Annotated in this window: 14 protein-coding genes; 10 read left to right on the top strand and 4 right to left on the bottom strand. The window is 38.1% G+C overall.

Annotated elements, in window-relative coordinates; translation table 11 throughout:
* Positions 1-238 precede the first annotated feature (238 nt).
* Positions 239-2,401, top strand: a complete 2,163-nt coding sequence (hrpB, locus tag JKA74_RS14560; protein WP_201431947.1) for an ATP-dependent helicase HrpB — start codon at positions 239-241, stop codon at positions 2,399-2,401.
* A 13-nt stretch (positions 2,402-2,414) separates the two neighbouring features.
* Here hrpB and JKA74_RS14555 read toward each other — a convergent pair whose 3' ends face one another.
* The 3 genes from JKA74_RS14555 to JKA74_RS14545 form a co-directional block, all read right to left on the bottom strand.
* On the bottom strand, positions 2,415-3,047 hold the full coding sequence (locus JKA74_RS14555; RefSeq protein ID WP_201431946.1) for a hypothetical protein: 633 nt from the start codon (positions 3,045-3,047) through the stop codon (positions 2,415-2,417).
* A gap of 12 nt (positions 3,048-3,059) precedes the next feature.
* Positions 3,060-4,022, bottom strand: coding sequence for a YheT family hydrolase (locus JKA74_RS14550; RefSeq protein WP_201431945.1), 963 nt, complete (start codon positions 4,020-4,022; stop codon positions 3,060-3,062).
* 280 nt (positions 4,023-4,302) lie between these two features.
* Positions 4,303-4,695 carry a hypothetical protein gene (locus tag JKA74_RS14545; RefSeq protein WP_201431944.1) on the bottom strand — a complete coding sequence of 131 codons (393 nt, stop codon included), beginning with the start codon at positions 4,693-4,695 and terminating at the stop codon, positions 4,303-4,305.
* A gap of 378 nt (positions 4,696-5,073) precedes the next feature.
* Here JKA74_RS14545 and JKA74_RS14540 point away from each other — a divergent pair, with 378 nt between their 5' ends.
* From JKA74_RS14540 to JKA74_RS14515, 6 genes are all read left to right on the top strand, one after another.
* Positions 5,074-7,515, top strand: a complete 2,442-nt coding sequence (locus tag JKA74_RS14540; protein WP_236587835.1) for a zinc-dependent metalloprotease — start codon at positions 5,074-5,076, stop codon at positions 7,513-7,515.
* 470 nt (positions 7,516-7,985) lie between these two features.
* Positions 7,986-9,632 carry an alpha/beta hydrolase gene (locus JKA74_RS14535; RefSeq protein WP_201431942.1) on the top strand — a complete coding sequence of 549 codons (1,647 nt, stop codon included), beginning with the start codon at positions 7,986-7,988 and terminating at the stop codon, positions 9,630-9,632.
* An 18-nt stretch (positions 9,633-9,650) separates the two neighbouring features.
* The gene (locus tag JKA74_RS14530) at positions 9,651-10,370 is read left to right on the top strand and encodes a hypothetical protein (protein ID WP_201431941.1); all 720 of its coding nucleotides are present in this window, start codon (positions 9,651-9,653) and stop codon (positions 10,368-10,370) included.
* Positions 10,371-10,882: 512 nt separating this feature from the next.
* Entirely contained in the window at positions 10,883-11,791 is a 909-nt protein-coding gene (locus JKA74_RS14525) for an NAD(P)/FAD-dependent oxidoreductase (RefSeq protein WP_201431940.1), read from the top strand.
* A gap of 157 nt (positions 11,792-11,948) precedes the next feature.
* Positions 11,949-12,206, top strand: coding sequence for a hypothetical protein (locus tag JKA74_RS14520; protein ID WP_201431939.1), 258 nt, complete (start codon positions 11,949-11,951; stop codon positions 12,204-12,206).
* On the top strand, positions 12,175-12,777 hold the full coding sequence (locus tag JKA74_RS14515; protein ID WP_201431938.1) for a class I SAM-dependent methyltransferase: 603 nt from the start codon (positions 12,175-12,177) through the stop codon (positions 12,775-12,777). The genes JKA74_RS14520 and JKA74_RS14515 overlap by 32 nt, the downstream gene beginning before the upstream one ends.
* 105 nt (positions 12,778-12,882) lie before the next feature.
* Here the strand turns inward: JKA74_RS14515 and JKA74_RS14510 are convergent, their stop codons facing one another.
* Positions 12,883-13,395 (bottom strand): gamma carbonic anhydrase family protein, encoded by a 513-nt coding sequence (locus JKA74_RS14510; RefSeq protein WP_201431937.1) that lies wholly within the window; start codon positions 13,393-13,395, stop codon positions 12,883-12,885.
* 114 nt (positions 13,396-13,509) lie between these two features.
* Here JKA74_RS14510 and JKA74_RS14505 point away from each other — a divergent pair, with 114 nt between their 5' ends.
* The 3 genes from JKA74_RS14505 to miaB all read left to right on the top strand — a co-directional run bounded on the left by JKA74_RS14505 (position 13,510) and on the right by miaB (position 17,566).
* On the top strand, positions 13,510-14,277 hold the full coding sequence (locus JKA74_RS14505) for a YceI family protein (protein ID WP_201431936.1): 768 nt from the start codon (positions 13,510-13,512) through the stop codon (positions 14,275-14,277).
* 89 nt (positions 14,278-14,366) lie between these two features.
* The gene (locus tag JKA74_RS14500; protein WP_236587833.1) at positions 14,367-15,662 is read left to right on the top strand and encodes an anthranilate synthase component I family protein; all 1,296 of its coding nucleotides are present in this window, start codon (positions 14,367-14,369) and stop codon (positions 15,660-15,662) included.
* A 428-nt stretch (positions 15,663-16,090) separates the two neighbouring features.
* The gene (gene miaB, locus JKA74_RS14495) at positions 16,091-17,566 is read left to right on the top strand and encodes a tRNA (N6-isopentenyl adenosine(37)-C2)-methylthiotransferase MiaB (protein WP_201431935.1); all 1,476 of its coding nucleotides are present in this window, start codon (positions 16,091-16,093) and stop codon (positions 17,564-17,566) included.

Raw genomic sequence — 17,566 nt, 5'->3', positions numbered from 1 at the left:
CTATTTCGGTCCCGATGGATCGGGATTATATTTTTCATAAAAAAGAAAATTATCCGTAATCTCATTGTAGATAGTATGAGATACCGCATAAATTAAGACTTTTTAAATAAGTAAGTCTTAATTTTGCGGCATAGCCTGCCCCGTATACGGGGACGCTATCATTAATAGTCGAACTCAGCTTATAAAATCATAACTCATATTTCCGTAATTCGCAATTAAACTATTATCATCCTTAAAAATGCCATTCCAACTCAATAAAATAGATTTACCAATAGTTGCCATTATTCCTGAAATAAAATCAGCGCTAAAAAACCAAACCACCCTCATTATCAATGCCGAAGCCGGGGCAGGAAAAAGTACCATTATCCCCCTGTCTTTGTTGGAAGAAGCCAGAGAAACCGGCAAGAAAATTATTATGCTGGAACCAAGAAGATTGGCAGCAAAATCCATTGCAAAACGAATGTCCGAACTTCTGAATGAACCTTTAGGAAAAACTGTAGGCTATCGCATCCGTTTTGAAACAGCCATTAGTGAAGACACCCTCATAGAAGTGGTGACCGAAGGTATTTTGGGCAGAATGTTGGATTCCGATCCACAACTAAAAGAGGTGGGCATTCTTATTTTTGACGAATTCCATGAAAGAAGTATTTACGCAGATGTAGCACTGGCTTTAGCACGACACACACAAATTAACTTCAGGCCCGATCTGAAAATATTAATCATGTCGGCCACCCTGAATCAAAAAATGCTATCTGATGCCTTAAATGCTCAGGCAATTGTAAGCAAAGGTCGGCAATATCCGGTAGATATCCATTATGCAGGCGAGACAGATTATCATCTGTTAGCAGAAATGACTGCTTCTCTGATCAGGAAATCAGTACAAAATCACGATGGAGATATTTTAGTTTTTCTTCCCGGCCAGGGGGAAATAAATGCGGTAATGGATGAACTTAAATCTTTAAGAAAACACCTGGCTATTTATCCTTTGTACGGCCAATTGCCATGGAACAAGCAATGGGCGGCCATACAGCCCCACCCACAAGGCAAGCGTAAAATTGTGCTGGCTACCTCCATTGCAGAAACCAGCTTAACCATTGAAGGTGTGAAAGTAGTGATTGATACTGGCTTTGGCAGAGGCTCCCAATTTGATGCCAACAGTGGGCTTTCCCGGCTAGTTACCCAGCCTATTTCCCATGATGAAGCAGATCAGCGAGCAGGTAGGGCTGGCCGGGTTTCACCAGGCGTTTGTTATAGAATGTGGTCGGAAGCAGAACATCAGCTAAGAAGCAAACACAGGATTCCTGAAATATTGCATGAAGATTTAACGTCACTTGCTTTGGACTTAGCCGCCAGGAATATTGCCGATAGCTACCAGTTATTTTGGCTCACTCCACCTCCTATCGATAAAATGATCAAGGCAAAAGATCTCTTACTCAACCTGGAGGCTCTGGATGAAAAAGGAATTACAGAAATCGGCAGGAAAATGCATGCGTTGCCCTGTCACCCACGATTGGCTCATATGCTCATTCACTCCAAAAGTTCCGGAAACCTGGAGTTGGCCACAGATCTGGCTGCTTTATTGGAAGAAAGAGATCCCTTATATAAACAAGCAGGTGCTGATATCAGCTACAGAATTGATAGGTTGAGAACTCTGCGAAAAGAAGAAAGGTTAACCAAACCATTCCGGCAGATTGAAAAAATAGCCTCCTCCTACCGGAAATTATTCAAAATTGAAGAAGATAATTCCAGTTCCGATGCTTATGCCATTGGGTTTATTTTAGCATTGGCCTATCCTGACCGAATTGCTTCTTCCAAAAGAGGCAATAATGCGCAATTTCAATTATCTAATGGGGCCATTGCTGCCATTGGCCATAAAGATGAACTGGCCAATGAGCCTTGGCTTACAGTGGCTTCCATTGATGCCCGGTCGGGTCTGGGGAAAATATTCTTAGCGGCTCCATTAAACCCCAAAGATTTGGCTCCTTTGGTTAAAAATATTAAATCTGTCACCTGGAATTTTGAAGATGATGAATTTGAGTTGACCAGTGATTTAAGAATAGGAAAAATTATTTTAAAAAGAGAGCCGGTAGATCGGGAAATAAGCCAGAAAGAAAAACGCACCGCAATTATTCAGGCAATCAGGGAAGAAGGTGAAGAAATATTGACTCAGGATGCCTCCTTTATAAGTCTGGCCAGCAAGGTAAAAATGCTTAGTCAACAACACCCTGATGAAGCCTGGCCTGAAATGACTGTTGATTATATTTCCGCCATTGCCCATACCTGGTTACCCGAACAAATTGAAAATGAAGAGGATATTTATGAAGAGATTCAAAAATTATCATTAACGGAGATAGCTTTAAAAACACTAAGTGATTCCCAAAAAAAGCAGTTACAGGATTAAATGGGTTAGCTGATCAATTTAGATTTAACTCTTGAACATACATCCTGAAACGAAGAAACTCCTCCAACTGAATTTCAGGAGCATTGTGTAATTGTAAAATTTCATAATAGGTGTAAAATGTGTCATCAGTAATAGGAATGCTCAACAAGCTTTGTAGAATTAAACTTCGCTGGCACAGCATGTACAGGTTTTTATGTTGGACATTATTAGAGACAATATCCTGATGTATGCGGGAAGAAATACTATTTTCATTTGAAAAATCATCCAGCCAGTAGAACCCGTTTTTCACAAGTGATTCCTCCAGGCCTCCAACAACCTCTTGAAATTCTTTATTACTGGTAACAAAGTATCTTTTGGCTGAATCATCTGAAAAGTGAGATAAATTAATCCAGTAAGTAAGGCTAATATCATCTTTGTGGTACAGTCTGTTAGAGAATTGATGTAAAATTTCTTCCACCCGAAGAAAAGACAATCCCAGTAACACTTCTGTCATTAACCCATCGGAATAAGGTGAAATATTGAGAATAACCATTTTCTTTCCTGAAGAAAACCCTTGCTCGAATATATCTTTTCCGGCTATTTTTGTATAGGCAAAGTCATACAAAAAGCTTCCCAAATGATCGATTATAGATTCCTTTTGCAACATACAGATTTAATTCTATACCATTGATGAGAAATATTGCAGTGCTCTTTCTTCTGCGTAAGTAAATTCCTTTCCAGCTTGCATAAATCCAACATGTCCGCCTTTGTCGGATATCTCCAACGTAAGATTCGGCATTCTCTCTGCCAGTTCTTTCGGATAACAGGAATCTGCCAACATAGGATCATTTAATGCATTTAAAACCAGGGTGGGCACCTTAATGTTTTCGATAAAGGGCAAACATTGCACATTTTGATAAAAATCTGCTGCATCTTTAAATCCAAAAATCTTTGCGCTATAATGGGTATCAAATTCATGAAAGTTCTTAAATAATTTCCATGGCTTCATTTCCACAAATCCGGGAAACTGCTCATTTTTCCATAGCATCTTTTTTGAAAGCTTACGCATGAACCGACTTTGATAGAACTTATTCTCTTTAAGCGCCAGCATTTTTGAGCTACCTTCCAAATCACAAGGAACACTTACAGCCATTCCTGCTTTGATAGAATCCGGCAGATTGTCTGCATTTTCACCCAGGTACTTTAAGGTAAGGCTTCCTCCCATACTGAAACCAATCAGGCAGATGCTTTTGTAATTGTCAGCAAGTGCGCGTTGTACTACTGTGTCAACGTCCTCAGTGAAACCATGATGGTAAAGGATTTCATTCTTATTCATTTCCTCACTGCAACTTCTACAATTCCAGGCCAGGGCATCCCAACCATTCTGATGAAAAAGTTTGGCAATTCCTTTTACGTATGGCCTGTGAGAGCTGCCCTCAAGTCCGTGAGAAATAATAACCAATTGATCATTATCGGCTTTAAGCCAATCGATATCCAGAAAATCATTGTCAGGAGTAGTAATTCTTTCCCTATGATAATTCACTCCTTTTACTTTGCGTATCGCACTTGGAATAATGGTTTCTATGTGCTGATTGAAAGCGTAAAAGGGACTTTTGTAGGTTTTGTTGATAATTAATGGCATTGAATTTAATTTTTATTCAATACAAAATTACGATAAATAATCCAATGTCGTTTAGTTAAGGCAAACTTCTCGACCTGAGGCTGACCAGCCTTTGGCTGGCTTCTCTTTATCCACTCGGAGAAGAATGAAAGTTTGAGTTTTAGAATAAAAGCTTAACTAAACGACCCCAATAATTAATTGGCTATGGAATGGAAAGCAAATGGGGAATAAGCAGGAAAAGCTAAAATTACAGGAAAATGAGAGGGCTGTGAAGGCCCCCTTACAATTCCTATCAAACAAATTATGCCGAGGCCGCTATCTCTGTTGTTTGCATTTCATATTCATACAACCATGCCATTCCTTCCTCCTCCGTATTAAATAATTTCATTTGGCGACCGGTAGCTGCTATAATGGAATTTAAAATTAAAGTAGACAGTTTATTCAAACCACAAACTACAGTAGCTTTAGCTTTAGGATTGTTTTTTTTCACTGTTTCCTTAATTTTGGAAAGCAACTCTGTATTGAACCTAGCATTAGTGGCATTCACGCAAGACAGCACAGATTTATCCGGAAACTCAGCTACTAATTTCTGTACCTTATCAAATGTAGGAACAGCTTCGCTGCCGGCAGTATCAACAATGTTGGTATAGACAATCTTAATATCCTTGTAATCAATGACTTTGGTGTACGACATAAATATTATTATTTAGAGATTATATATAATTTAACTTATCAGCTTACAATTAAATAATTATTACATATAAATCAAATTTATTCATCGAAAAGTGACAAAATAATATTCGACATCAGTGGATAAAATTGAGAGCCTACAGATCAAGCTTACTTTTCGCTCAAAACTTATCCTCTTGGGGCTCATTCCATGGTCCGTGGCGCACGGACCATCTTACTCAAATAGCTAACTCTTCTGCTTCCGGTCGGTGCGCCACCGACCGAGGGGCTAAACCTGCCATTATTTATTAGTCAATCTCAGGTTAGTAAATAAATTTTAATTGAAAACGTGATTTTTTTCATGATTTAATAGTTTTAGTTAACTTCCGTAAAATTTATGAAAATGAGAATTTACCTGTTGTTTATAGTATTCGTAGTGCTATCCGCCTGCAAAACCAACCAATCAGCCAATAATGCCACACCACAATCGGAATGGCAAAAAACAATAGCCGAAAAAGAAAAATTCGCTGGCTATTTCAACTATTATTGGGATGAAAAATCAGGAAAAATATTGCTTGAAATAGACAAGCTGAATACAGAATTTTTATATGTCAATTACCTTTCCGCTGGAATAGGTTCCAATGACATAGGGCTTGACAGAGGTCAAATAGGCAATTCCAGAATAGTAACATTCAAAAAAATAGGCAACAAGATTTTCCTTTTCCAACCCAATTATGATTACAGGGCCTCTACAGAAAACGAAGCTGAACGCAAATCAATAACTGATGCATTTTCTCATTCCATACTTTTTTCTTTTGATATAGTAGCGCAGCAGGATTGGTCAGTCTTAGTGGATGCCACAGACTTCTTTCTTCGAGATGCACATAGAGTTTCGAATCGCCTCAAAAGCCAGAAAGAAGGAAGTTATCAATTTAATAAAGCCAATTCCGCATTTCATTTGGAAGGTTCAGGAAATTTCCAGCAAAATACGGAACTGGACTTTTGGATTTCCTTCGCAGGTGAGCCTATTGGCAGGGAAATAAGATCTGTAACACCCGATCCGCAAAACATTACGGTGAGACAGCACCATTCTTTTGTTGAATTGCCTGATGACGATTTCGAACCAAGAGAATTTGATGTACGGGCCGGCTATTTTGGTACCGGTTTTAAAGATTACAGTGTGCCCATTACAGAAGACATCAACCAACGATACATCAACAGGCACCGTTTGCAAAAAGCCAATCCGGGAAAAGAAAAGAGCAAAGCTGTTGAACCCATTATTTATTATTTAGATCCCGGCACTCCGGAGCCTGTGAGATCTGCCCTGCTGGATGGGGCCAGGTGGTGGAACGAAGCTTTTGAAGCTGCCGGTTTTATCGATGGTTTTCAAGTGGAAATGCTTCCGGAAGGCGCTGATCCGTTGGATATCAGATACAATGTAATTCAGTGGGTACATCGCTCTACCAGGGGTTGGAGTTATGGAGCAAGCGTAGTAGATCCACGGACAGGTGAAATCATTAAAGGACATGTTAGCCTTGGGTCGTTACGGGTACGTCAGGATTACTTAATAGCCACAGGATTATTGGCTGCTTTTAAGGAAAATGATAGTGACCCAAGAATGGAAGAAATGGCCTTGGCCAGGTTAAGGCAACTTTCTGCCCACGAAATAGGTCATACGATTGGCTTAGCTCATAATTATATTGCCAGCACCAATGAGGATGCTTCCGTAATGGACTATCCGCATCCGAAAATAGCCATTGACGACAAAGGAAATATTGATCTTAGCAATGCTTATACTTCAGGAATAGGATCATGGGATAAAATAGCGATCAGGTATGGCTATGAACAATTCCCTGAGGAGGTAAACGAAGACAAAGCGCTGGAAAAAATTTTAGAAGAGGCTACCGAGGCAGGCTTAAGATTTATATCTGATCGGGATGCAAGAACCACAGGGGGAGCTCATCCTTATGCGCATTTATGGGATAACGGAAAAGATGCTGTTGTAGAATTAAATCGATTGATAGACATCAGGTCCAAAGCTTTTGAAAAAATGGATGCTTCCGTGATTAGAAAAGGGGAACCAATGGCTAAAATACAGGATGTGTTGATCCCTGTCTATTTTCTGCACCGCTACCAGGTGGAAGCTGCTGTGAAACTAATCGGAGGCATAGATTACAGCTATAAAGTAAAAGGAGATGCACAAAAAGAGATGCAAATTGTCGCTCCTCAATGGCAAATGGAGGCAGTCAATAGCTTACTGAATGCCGTATCTCCCGAAACCCTGGCTTTACCGGAAAAATTATTAAAGGAAATCCATCCAAGGCCACTCTCCTACTATGACAACAGGGAATTATTGAAAGGAAGAACAGGTGTCACTTTTGATGCCATAGGCGCATCGGAACAAGCCGCCACTATGGTATTTGAATTGTTATTACATCCTGAAAGAATGGCTCGCTTAATAGAATTTAATAGTCGGGATAGTAAAAACCCGGGAGTAAAAGAAGTACTGAATACTGTATTTGACGCACTGTTCAAAAGCAGGCAACAAAGCGGGTATCAAGGAGCCATTCAAATGACGGTACAGCACGCTTATGTAATGCAACTAATAAAAAGCATGCAAAACGCCAACAACTCTCCCCTTGTTCAGGCTGAATTGATGGCCCAACTGAAGAATATCCAGTCATTTGCGGGCCAAAGAGGATTTGGAAGCTTGGCTGGAAGACAAGTACATGCAGATTATCTTCAAAGCCAAATCAATTTGTTTTTAGAGCAACCAATGGATTACAAAGTAAAAGAGTCCAGGGACTTGCCACCAGGCAGCCCGATTGGCAGCTTTTGTGATTGAATGGAGTGGTAAACTTTGGAAAAGTTTTGAACTTTGGGGAAGTTGTTAAGCAGTCTGGATTCTTCGATTTTGACAAATAAATCAATTTTGATTATGAAGTAAGACACCCTGCTTCTCAGGAGAACTCTCCCTCTAAAACTCGAATTAGTTCATATTTTTCAGTCAATAGTATAATTACATAGATGGAGCGTAAATAAAATAAAATATACTATCTTAGCTCTTCACCATTACTCAACCAAACCTTTAAGGACAGCTGTGGACCACTCTGCTGTTTTTAGCTCTAACATCCATAAGATGAGCACTTCTAAAATCAATTAAATAGGTGAATACTACTCTTGTAGTATTTGTTAATATCTCTTTATTAATTAAAACTCCTCATTTATTAATTCAAACCCCTCATTCATCAATTGATCAAGCACTTTACCTTTTCATTAATAATATTTGCAGTACTTAAACTGACAAATATTATTATGAACAATACTAATCAAAAATTTATCAACCTGATAATGATTATGTTATTATCAAGTTTTCTAGCCTGTACTGATCCAGCGTTTCTAACAGAAATGAGAGAGCGGGCAGCTCCAGTTGCTGAGTCTTCCAATGATTATGCATGGTATCCAGATCCTGGTAGACCAGGGTATTATGACCCTTGTGTGATTGACTATTCTTTACCTGATAATCGGGAGAACTCGGGCATAGAAGTAAGTAGCGATAAAGAATATTGGAGAGAAGGGTGGGTAATGATCCCAAAAAACAAGACTTCCACAGGGGAAGGATGTGAAATAACCAAGGAAAGATTCCCATTTGTCGTAATTATTCATGCTGATGGCAATCCAAATACCGAAGTTGGTTTTGATCAGTATAGACCCATGATGGAACATATTGTAAGTCATGGTTTTATTGTTCTTTATTATAAGCGAAATCAGGTTTCAGGACAAGATCCTGAGCAAGGAGACAAACTTTTCTATTTGCATACCAAGCATGTTTTTGAAAAGGTCATGTCTAATGGAAATAATCTTGGAGCCTATATGAATCATGATCTGGCCATCATAGGTCATAGTGCCGGGGGATCTACCATCACAAAACTATTGGGAGGTCCATATGATCCTGGTAAACCCGGGATCTACGGGGCTGGTTTCAATTTAAAAGCGGTGGTTTTTATGTCTCCAACAGTATATCCTGAATTCGAAAACCAGTCTCCTGATTTTAGTTTGCACGTTCCTTCTATGATGGGAATATCCGTATCTCATGATACAGACGGAAGTGCATTTGGTTCTAAAGCCCAGGGACAAACCATGAAAACAGCTTTTAAGTACTATGATGATTTTCAGAAAAGTAATCTTCTTAATGCTGATAATAAGGAGATGATATTTGTGCAAGGACCACAACATTATTATCAATCCATTCCGTTTGCCAAATCCTACATAACAGCTTATTTAAAAAGGGAATTCCAGGGAGATGAATCTCAGAACAAATACTTAAAATTTCAGCAAAAGCCTTCCGGTCTTGGTCAGATTAATGATATCAGACATTTAAACTGGTCTGCTAACTTCTATAAGCTGGTTAATTTTGAAAATCAGAATATTTTAAACGGGATTTCAAATACAATAACATTAGACTATAACAATATTGATCATAGCCTGTATTACTCCATTGATGATCCTTATAGCCCGCATAACACCTATTGTGTTGAACTTGCCTGGGACAATCAACAAAACAATGATCCCTATTTTCAGTTATTGAATAGCAATGATATGGATCTCGAAAACAAGTATCTAACCTTTACAATAAGTCAGCGATACACAGGTGATGCTAATATGTCAGATGTTGATTCCAGAATTTCACTAGTGGATGATGCTGACACTCCAAGCAATTCGATCAATATTTCCACGTTTGGTGGCCTTATAAAACCTCCGGTAATTCTCCAAAATTTTTGGGTAGCTCACCCGGATTCACCTCTGGATGCCACAAAGAATGCTATGCGCTCTTACATCATACCCTTTTCAGCGTTTAATGGCGTTGATTTAACCAAAATTAAAAGTATAAAATTTGAATTTAATGACCCTAATTATCCGACAGGCAGGATTATTCTGGACAACATTTCAATTACTGATTAATCACTTAGCAACACAACAATGAAAAAAATAATATTAAAACCAACCATACTAATTCTGTTAGCAGCGATCACTCTGTCTGGATGTGATGATTCCAATATACTAGAAGAATTATCAGAAAATGAAATACAACTGCCTGTACCTGAAAATGAAATAAAGAACGGAGTGAATGCCAGAGTATTAAATAGTGATGAGTATTATGAAGATTTCAATAGTAATTGGTTCGAATTTCTTCCCATTGATGCCGCAGCTGCTTATAACTGCGGTAGGTTAACTTTCACCTCTGAGAAGAATTTTTTAGACCAAGTATTGTGGCTGGATGATAACGGCCCGATTGTACCATGGTATTTTCATGAGGCAAAGATCAGGAAGAGAGCGTATTACAACACCTGCGAAATGAGCTACCAAGCTCAGATCCAACCTGGTGGCTTTGTTGCAATGAATTTTATATATCCTTCTCCGGTGAATAAAATTGAAATCTTTGCCAGTCGTCTCCCATACCTTTATCCGGATGGCTGTTATTGGAATGAAAGACCTCTGTTTGATGTCTATATTTTCAAATCAGGACAATGGCAATTGTTGGAGCATAATCTGGAAGCTGATCATAAGTTAACCACCTTGACTCTTGATGAGACACTACATGGGACGGCAATTGCTATTGCTGCCTCTCCAATTAATTGTATGGATATGGTTATCTTCGATACAAAAATTTACTGGGAACCTGTTTTACAAGGTCCTTGAAAACTATCTTTTGATATTGTCTACTCATCACGTTGGATGCTTTCATTTACGGAAGCATCCAACGTGATATTTCCAATGATTACTCCTACTACCGTAAGTTTATCATAGCGTAACTTGTGGTAGTAATTAAGTAAGCTTTCAACTTACTCCTCTCTAACCGTGATCTCAAAATATCAGCTAAAGTTTAGCAACTCTTCAACCGAACCAAAATATTGCTTTCCATCATCCACAACCACCTTAAGGACTTTACCATCCTCACAAAACCTGTTCAGTACCCAGTCAATAACTTCAGGGATTTTTGTTTTAGACTATGTCTCTCCCCGTTTCATTCTTTTTTATTGCAATTAAGTTGCGTTATTGCAAAAACGATTCTATGTTTGTAAAGCATTTAACGCAACTTAATTGCATTAATATTAAATAAACAAGCAAGGAATCAATGAAGTCATTAAGAGTATTGGGATTACACTTAAATCCAATAATACCTCTTACAGGCTTCTCTAAATTAGAATCATATGACAGATACTAAAAACTTTGAGGCAATCATTATAGGTGGAAGTTATGCGGGTTTATCAGCTGCAATGGCCTTGGGCAGGTCATTAAGAAATGTGCTGATTATTGATAGTGGATTAGCTTGCAACCGACAGACTCCGCACTCCCACAATTTTATTACACAAGATGGGGCCAAACCTGCTGAAATAGCGAAAATCGCAAAGGAGCAGGTATTAAAATATAGCTCAGTCAGCTTCCTTACCGATATTGCTGTTAGTGGGGAAAAAATCCAAAACGAATTTCGAATTCAAACCCAATCCGGTAAAGAATTTTTCTCTCAAAAACTGATTTTTGCCACGGGGATTACTGATATAATGCCTGATATAAAAGGGTTTTCCGATTGTTGGGGTATTTCAGTAGTTCATTGTCCTTATTGCCATGGCTATGAATTACGCAATAGCAAAACAGGGATTTTAGCGAATGCCGAAAGAGCCATGCACCTTGCTCCCTTAGTAAAAAATTTAACAGAGGACTTAACAATTTTAACTTCCGGCAAAGCAGATTTTACAAGGGAGCAAATCCAAAAACTCACCAGCCACAACATAAAAATAATTGATGCTGAAATATCAGAAATTGAACATCAGAAAGGATATATTCAAAATGTGGTTTTTAAAAATGGAGAAAAAATGTCATTTGAAGGCGTTTATGCCGCACTCCCTTTCAGGCAGCATTCAGAAATACCAAAAGCAATAGGTTGTGAACTCACGGAAGACGGTCATATTAAGGTAGATCTTTTTCAAAAGACCACCATTGATGGTGTGTTTGCCTGTGGCGATAATAGTAGCATGATGCGCTCAGTGGCCAATGCCGTGTATACTGGCAACGTAGCTGGAGCTATGGTAAATGGGGAATTGGTAAAAGAAACTTTTTAAAAATGGTTGAAGTGTTTATAACAAACATTAAAAGTGCTACTGATAATCGTCAGCTCAATGTCGTTAAGTTAAGCTTTAAACTAAAACCTCAACCTTTTATCCTTCTCCAAAGGGAGAAGGAAGTCTGTCTTAACTTAACGACATTGATCGCAAGCTGGTGAGTAAAATAAAAGAAATTTTTCTTGCCTTGAAAATTACTTTTGATATGGAACATGATGAAATAGACTTCTTTCCATGTCAGCACAATATTCTGAGGGTAGAAGGCAAAAATATTAATGCATCTAACATTATCAGCTTAGTAAAAAATATGGGTTTTGATTGCGCAATATTAGAAGATAAAATCCCGAATACGGGACAATTTTTGCGTGTAAAGGATAGCAACTATGACAGAATTTTGGGAAGCAAACTTTATTGACAAGCAAGAAATGTGGGGCTTTGAACCTGCCAAATCTGCTTTACTAACAAAGGATTTATTTGTCGAAAATGGTGTAAGTAATATGCTCATTCCCGGTATTGGCTATGGACGAAATGCACAAATTTTCAGAGACAACGGAATGACAGTAACAGGAATTGAAATTTCCAGAACTGCCATTGATTTAGCTAAAAAGCATTATGGAACAGACTTGAACATTTATCACGGCTCTGTAACAGATATGCCTTTTGATGACAAAAAATATGATGGAATATTTTGTTACGCTCTCATTCACTTATTGGACAATAACGAAAGGGCAGAATTAATTAACAATTGCTATAACCAACTGAATGAAAGTGGTTATATGGTTTTTACAGCAGTAACGAAAGAAGCTGCCAATTTCGGTAAAGGAAAAAGAATTAGTAAAGATCGATATGAATTTCACGAAGGAGCAAAAATATTTTATTACGACAAGGAAGCAGTACAAGCTGAATTTAGCAAAGCAGGACTTGTTGAAATCATTGATGTGAATGAAAATCAGCCAATGTTTTTAATAAAATGCAGAAAAGTGTGAATAGCCGCCCGTGAGCCATAAGCTCCCAGCCTGCCCCTTTCTTCCTCTAATTCCCGCAACATCCACTAAGGTCCTACTAAGAGGATTTGCGAACCCACACCTCCCTCAATCCTCAATCCAATCCTTATACATCGCATAATTTTTGGCTGTCCTGGTAAATATTTCGCCCAATTCACCCTCTATTTTTTTTACCTTTTTAGCAGGCACTCCTGCATAAATATAGCCTGATTCCACTATAGTATTTTCCAAAACCACGGCACCGGCAGCTACAATAGACCCGGACTGAACCACTGCATGGTCCATTACAATGGCACCCATTCCCACCAATGCCAAATCTTCCACCGTACATCCATGTATAATCGCCTGATGACCGATTGAAACATCATTGCCAATTTTAGTAGCCGCTTTTTGATAAGTACAATGGATAATGGCGCCATCCTGTATATTGGTCCTGTCTCCTATTCGAATAGAATTCACATCTCCCCTTATAACAGCACCCCACCAAACACTACAAGAATCTCCCATAATCACATCTCCGACTATAACAGCATTGTCAGCTATGAAACTATCCTTTCCCCATGAGGGTGATATCCCTTTACATTTTTTTATTATTCCCATGTTTTTTATTGTTATATTAATTAATATTTAAAATAAAGTTGAAAACACAACTAAAGTATGAACATATTAAATTGAAATTCGTTATCCTCGCAATCACTAAAACCCAACATAAACATGAAAATTCTAAAAACAACAAGTTTATACGTATTTGCTCTACTTTTGGTAGCTGCTTGTACCTCTAACGAGAAAAAAGACGAGGCAAAGGTAAGCGAAGAAGAAGAAGTTACAGTTAGCGAAGGTAATGAATTAACAATTTCCAATGAAGAAGCTTCAATGGAATTTGTAGGAACCAAACCTACAGGAAGACATTATGGCAATATTGCTTTAGCTGATGGTACTATCAAAGTGAAAGATGGTGAAGTAACCGGTGGCAAATTAGTATTTGATATTAATAAAATCACCATTACGGATTTACAAGATGATGAAGAGAGTCATGGAAAACTGGTAGGACACTTACAGTCAGACGATTTCTTTGATGCAGCCAATCATCCTACTGCAACCTTTGAAATAGTTTCTGTAAAATCTATTCAGCCAAAAGATGATGTTGCAACTTCTTATAACTCTTATTCCAATGATATGCAACAACCCGAAGAGGGTGAGCGCATCATGGAACTTGAAGACTTTGAACTTGAGGGCGCAACTCACGAAATTAAAGGTAACTTAACCATGAGAGGTAAAACCCTGGCAATTACTGTTCCTGCAAGAATTGATGTAACTGAAGATTCAGTAAAAGCATTCACCAATTTCAGTATCGATAGAACTGACTGGGGATTGATGTATGGCGATGAAGCCAAAGCAGTGGATAAAGCTCAAGATAAATTTATATACAACACAGTTGGAGTTGGTTTTGATCTAAAAGCAGCCAACGAACAAACAATGTGATTTTTTTTGAAAGAAATTTTAAGGCTCTGCAGTTATGCAGGGCTTTTTTTTTTGCAATTTTGTTTTCAGAACAAATCAAATTAGAAATTTTGAGGGAGGGAGAAACAACTGTATCAATAAATAAACAAGCAATTGTATACATTTTAAGGTGGGCACAACAGTTCCCCTATGTATGCTATTTCAATCCTCAACAAACAGAAAACTATCCGAATGGTACATTTACCCACCAACTGGCTATTGGCCATAGGGAAATAAAAATTCAGGGGAACGATCATTTTAATAAGCTCAAAGAATACCTGAACAACCATCAGGAGCAAAAGTTGTATGGCTATTTTTCTTACGACCTTAAAAATGAGTTGGAGAAACTTGAAAGCAATAATCCGGAAGAAATCAATTGGGAGCCCATGGGATTTTTCGAGCCTGATTGCATTTTCCATTTTCATGGGAATCAGGTAATTATTGAATCAGAAAAGGTAGAATTTTACCAAAAGGAACTCGATAAAATCATCAAGAACAACAAAACCTCAACAACTTTTATATCTAAAAAAATTAACCCCATAATAGCACATACTTCAAGAAAGGCCTATTTAGAAACAGTTAATATTTTAAAACAACACATAGTGGAAGGCGATATCTATGAAATAAACTATTGTATCAATTTTTCCACTGAAATAGAAAACTTTGATCCCATCAGGGAATTTTTAAAACTTTCAGAGCACTCCCCTACTCCTTTTTCCAGCTTGTTAAAATGGGAAGAAAAATATGTGCTATGCGCTTCCCCCGAAAGATTCATCAAATTAGAAGATGGAAAAATAATCAGTCAGCCTATTAAAGGAACGGCCAGGAGAAGTGAGGATCCGGAGGAGGATTACTTATCTAAATTAGCATTGAGCAAAAGTGAAAAGGAACAGGCCGAAAACATGATGATTGTAGACCTGGTAAGAAACGATCTGGCCAAATCGGCTATGCCTGGTAGTGTAAAAGTAGATGAATTCTTTGGAATCTATAGCTTTAGGCATGTTCATCAAATGATAAGTACCATAAGTGCCCTCCCTAAAGACAGGATTTCCAGTGTGGACATCATACGGAATGCATTTCCTATGGGCAGTATGACCGGAGCTCCAAAAATAAGGGCTATGCAACTCATTGAAAAATATGAAACAACCAAAAGAAATATTTTCTCAGGCAGTATTGGCTATTTCAACGGCTTATCCTCTTTTGATTTCAATGTAGTCATCAGGTCTATATTTTACAATCAGCAATCAGGCAAACTTCATTACCAGGTGGGCAGTGCCATCACACATGATTCTGTACCGGAGGAGGAATATGAAGAATGTTTATTAAAAGCACATGCTATACAGCAAGTACTGAGCAGGGCGCACTGAAACGTCTGTCTGATTATTGATCGACTTCAACGGCTTCAGTTCGAAGTATTTCCTACAAGCCTTCCCCTCACTCGTTTACATCTAATGCACCCAAGAACCTGAGTTCGATTTTAAAATTTACCTAAAACTTCATTAGGACGTCATCTCGGAAATTTTCTTTTAACATTTTCAAAAAGAAAATTATCCGTGATCTCATTAATATTTAGCACGAGATACCGGATAAATTAAGACTTTTAGAAAAGTTAAGTCTTAATTTTCCGGCATGACGGCATTTTATAGCAATCGAACTCAGGTTAAGACTTTTTCAGCAGGCTCTCAGCAATTGAAAAAATCTGAAAAAAGCCTGCCATAATGTCATTTTTGACAAATATTAATTAACTTTGCCTTTTAATAATCAGTTCGAGAGATTAAAAATCACAATCCAACAAATGAGTGAATTAATTAAGGATTTAGACATACTTTTTGAAGATAAAAAAACAGAGGAGGCCTGTGGTATTCAGGTTTCAAAAGAGGAAAACACAGGCAAGAACCGTAAACTATATATTGAAAGTTACGGGTGCCAGATGAATTTCTCAGATAGTGAAATTGTGTCTTCCATTATGAAGGACAATGGTTTTGACACCACTAGTGATTTCAATAATGCAGATGTTATTTTTCTAAATACCTGCTCCATCAGGGAGAAAGCCGAGCTCACCGTCCGTAAAAGATTAACTGATTTTCAGAAAGCCAAATCCAACAAGCCAGGCTTGCAAATTGGGGTATTGGGATGCATGGCAGAGCGATTGAAAACCAAATTATTGGAAGAAGAGAAGTTAGTGGATTTGGTAGCCGGTCCGGATGCTTACCGTGACTTACCTAATTTGGTAAAAACCGTTGATGATGGCGAAAAAGCTGTCAATACATTTCTCAGCAGGGAAGAAACCTATGCTGATATCAGTCCTGTACGTCTGAATTCAAACGGGATTTCTGCACTTATTTCTATTATGCGGGGTTGCGATAATATGTGTTCTTTCTGTGTAGTGCCTTTTACCAGGGGCAGGGAAAGAAGCAGGGATCCTCATTCTATCGTAAAAGAGGCTCAGGATTTATACGATAAAGGGTATAGAGAAGTAACACTTTTAGGTCAGAATGTAGATTCTTATAAATGGTCGGAAGTACTTAACAATAAAGCGCAGTTAGAAAAAATTGAACGTAAAGAGGAAGTTGACATTGTCAATTTCGCCAATTTATTGGAGATGGTCGCCAAAGTATCTCCTGATTTAAGGGTAAGGTTTTCTACTTCTCACCCTAAAGACATTACAGATGAAGTGCTCTATACCATTAAAAAGTACGACAACATCTGCAATTACATTCATTTGCCGGCACAAAGTGGTAACTCCAGAATATTGAAAATGATGAACCGAACTTATACCCGGGAGTGGTACATTAATCGCGTTGATGCCATCAGAAATATTTTGGGAGAAGAATGCGGCATATCATCTGATATGATTTCAGGTTTCTGCTCAGAAACCGAGGAAGAACATAAGGATACTTTAACTTTGATGGATTATGTCAAATTCGACTTCTCCTATATGTTTTACTATTCCGAAAGACCCGGAACATTGGCTGAGAAAAAGTATGAAGACGATATACCGTTGGAAACTAAAAAAAGAAGGTTACAGGAAATCATTGATAAACAAAGATTTTATTCCCTGGAAAGAAATCAACTGGATTTAAACAAGGTACACGAAGTATTGGTAGAAGGCTTTTCCAAAAGGTCCGAAGAACACCTGCAAGGCAGAAATTCAGCCAATAAAGTGGTGATTTTCCCTAAGGAAAACTTCAAGAAAGGGGATTATGTTAATGTATTGGTAGAGGAATGCACCGGAGCTACTCTACTGGGAAAAGCAATTGATAAAAAATAG

The sequence above is a fragment of the Marivirga aurantiaca genome (assembly GCF_016679925.1).
Taxonomy (GTDB): domain Bacteria; phylum Bacteroidota; class Bacteroidia; order Cytophagales; family Cyclobacteriaceae; genus Marivirga; species Marivirga aurantiaca.
This window is presented reverse-complemented; position numbering and strand designations above follow the sequence as displayed.